The following is a 3,020-nucleotide window of genomic DNA, read 5'->3' on the forward strand; positions in this document are numbered from 1 at the left end:
CTGCAGGGCGCGCCGGACCTGCCGGGGCGGCTCGGCGCGCTGATGCCGGGCACCGCCTTCAGCGATGGCTTCCTTGATGGAAAGCCGGGGGCGGCACTGGGGCAGGCAAGGGCCTGACCTGAGGGACCGGGCGGCGGCGTCAGGCGCCCTGCAGCGCGTCGAGGACGCGCGCCGGGATCAGCGGCAGGTCGGTCAGTTCGGTGCCAAGTGCCGCGTTCACCGCATTCACCACGGCTGCGGCAACCGGGATCGTCGCGATCTCGCCCACGGCCTTGGCGCCGAACGGGCCGCTCGCCTCGCCCGCCTCGACCAGCCGCACCGTGACCGGCGGCATTTCCAGGCTGTTGGCCAGGATGTAACGCGCGAAGCTGCGTCCGCCCATGCGGCCGGTGAAGGGATCGTTCGCCACATCCTCGAACAGGGCATAGCCGATGCCGATCTGCACGCCGCCATGGATTTGGCCCTCGACCAGCATCGGGTTGATGGCCCGGCCGATGTCGTGGACGGCCAGATAGTCCGTGACGCGCACCAGGCCGGTCAGGCTGTCCACCTCTACCTCGGCGAAATGCGCGGCATGCGAACTGGGGTTTGCGGTGGCGACATGGGTCTCGGTGGCGGCGGGAAGCTCCAGCCCGGCGTGAAGCAGATCGGCGGCAAGGGTGGCCAGGCTGGTCGTCCGGCCCGTGCGGCGGTTTCCGATGCCGCCGCCGACCAGCGCCAGGTCTTCGGGCGCGACATTGCCCAGCCGTCCGGCCGCGCTCAGGATCCGGTCGGCCAGCGCCAGCGCGGTCCGCCGCGTCGCCTCGCCCTGGACATAGGTCATGCGGCTCGCGCGGGTGCCGAGATCGTAGCCGCAGAGGTCGGTGTCCGCCTCGACGATGCGCAGGTCGGCCGGTGCCAGACCAAGCACTTCGGCCGCGATTTGGGCCAGCGTGGTGTTCGAGCCGCAGCCGAGGTCGTGCAGGGCCGAGACCATGGTGATCCGGCCATCGGGGCCGAGGCTCATGGTCATCGTCGTCTGTTCGTCCGATCCGGGGAAACAGCCGTTGACATGGGCCGCCGCCGCCATGCCGACGCCGCGGCGCAGGCGACCGGTATCGCGCGGGCGGCCGTTGCGTTCGGCCCAGCCGAAGGCCGCCGCGCCGTCGCGCAGGCAATCGGCCAGGCGGGCGTTGCCGACCGACAGTCCGGTGTAGGGCTCGATCGCGTCAGGTGCCACGGCATTGCGCAGGCGCAGTGCCACCGGATCGAGCCCGGCGCGGCGGGCGGCGATGTCCAGATGGATTTCCCCCGCCGCGTTGATCTGCGGCGAGCCATAGCCGCGGAAGGCCCCTGTGGGCGGAGTGTTGGTATAGACCGCGCGCCCCGCATAGCTTTCGGCCGGAATGGCATAGAGCCGGACATGGCGCTGCAGCATCGAGCCGGGCAGGTAGTTGCCGCCGGTCACATAGGCGCCGATGTCGATCAGGGTCTCGGTTTCCCGCGCGAGGATGCGGCCGTCGGCGGCCAGGGCGCTGCGGATGCGGGTGGCGGTGGCGCTGCGCATCCGCGTGCTGGTGAAGGTCTGCTGCCGGTCAGCGGCCAGCCGGACCGGACGCCCGAGCCGTCGTGCCAGTTCGGCGGCGATGGGCTCCAGCACGGGTTCCGCCTTGCCGCCGAACGACCCGCCGATCGGCGTCTTGATCACATGCACATCCGCCGCCGCCATGCCGAGCGCGCGGGCAACGACCACCTGCGTGGCATGGACGCTTTGGCACGGGGCCATGACGCAGATGCGGCCGCCCGCCTCGGGCAGAGCGACGGCGACGTGGGTCTCGATGGCGCAATGGTGGGTCTTGGGTGTGCGGACCGTGGTTTCCGTGACATGGGCGGCGGCGGCAAAGCCGGCCGCCACATCGCCTTGCGCGAAATGCCGCTCGGCCACCGGATTGAGGAAGCTGGGCGCGCCCGCAGCATCGAAGAGCGGCCCGCGCATCCGGTCGGCGGCCTCGGGGGTCAGGCAGGGTTCCAGCGAATCGTAGGCCACCTCCAGCAGGTCCAGCGCCGCCTCTGCCTGCGGCCGGCTTTCGGCAACCACCACCGCCACCCGGTCGCCGATGTGGCGGACGGTGGCGGGGAACATGGTCTCGTCGGCATCCGCCTCCTGCCCCTCGAACCAGATCGAACTGTTGTAGCGATGCGCCGGCATGTTGCCGTGCCAGAACACCCCGAGCACGCCGGGCGCGGCCAGCGCCGCCGCGGGATCCAGCGACAGGACGCGGGCGTGGGGATGCGGGCTGGTCAGCAGTACGGCATGGGCCACACCGTCGATCTGGAGGTCGGCGGCATAGCGCAGCCGTCCCGTGACCTTGGCGAGGCCGTCCAGCATCGGCTCGCGGGTCCCGACGACGGTCATGGCCGGGCCTCGTGAACGGTGGTCTGGGCAATCAGGTCCAGCGCCAGGCCGCGCGCGGCCAGCGCCTTGTGGCGCGCCGAGGCGCGGCCCGGATTGGCGGCAAGCACGGCACGGCAGACCGCTTCGGCAAAGCCGGGGTCGCCGGCGTTCAAGAGCCGCTCGGCTTCGGTCAGGCGCCGGGGCACCGGGCCGATCGCCCCCGCGAAAAGCCGCAACGCCCCTGCCTCGCCCGCCGCCGCCAGCGTCAGCCGCGAGATCGCCGGCTCCCGGCGCTGGCCGAGCTTGGCAAATCCGCCGAGGGGCGGACCTTCGCTCAACGGCAGGTCGAAGCCCAGGATAACCTCGCCGGGCTCCAGCACCGGGCTGCGGGAAAGCAGTCCGGCAAGCGGCAGCGCCTGTTCGTTGCCTGCCCGCCAGAGCCGCACCTCGGCCCCGGCGGCCATGAGCGCGGGCGTAAGATCCGCCGCTGCCGAGCCGTTGGCGACATTGCCGCCGATGGTGGCGCGGTTGCGGATCTGGACCGAGCCGAAGACCCGCGCCGCCTGCCGCAGCACCGGTGCGTGCCGGGCGACGAGGGCGTCGTTGGCCAGGCGGGCCACGGTGACCACCGCGCCCAGCGCCAGCC

Annotated in this window: 2 protein-coding genes; both read right to left on the bottom strand. The window is 72.1% G+C overall.

Features of this window, described 5'->3' with window-relative positions; translation table 11 throughout:
• Positions 1 to 139 precede the first annotated feature (139 nt).
• Entirely contained in the window at positions 140 to 2,395 is a 2,256-nt protein-coding gene (locus F9K34_RS18170) for a xanthine dehydrogenase family protein molybdopterin-binding subunit (protein WP_291338515.1), read from the bottom strand.
• Positions 2,392 to 3,020: FAD binding domain-containing protein (locus F9K34_RS18175; protein WP_291338516.1), on the bottom strand; the 629-nt coding region annotated here is incomplete at its 5' end. The genes F9K34_RS18170 and F9K34_RS18175, both read right to left, overlap by 4 nt.

It is taken from the genome of Albidovulum sp. (genome assembly GCF_008933605.1).
GTDB lineage: Bacteria > Pseudomonadota > Alphaproteobacteria > Rhodobacterales > Rhodobacteraceae > Albidovulum.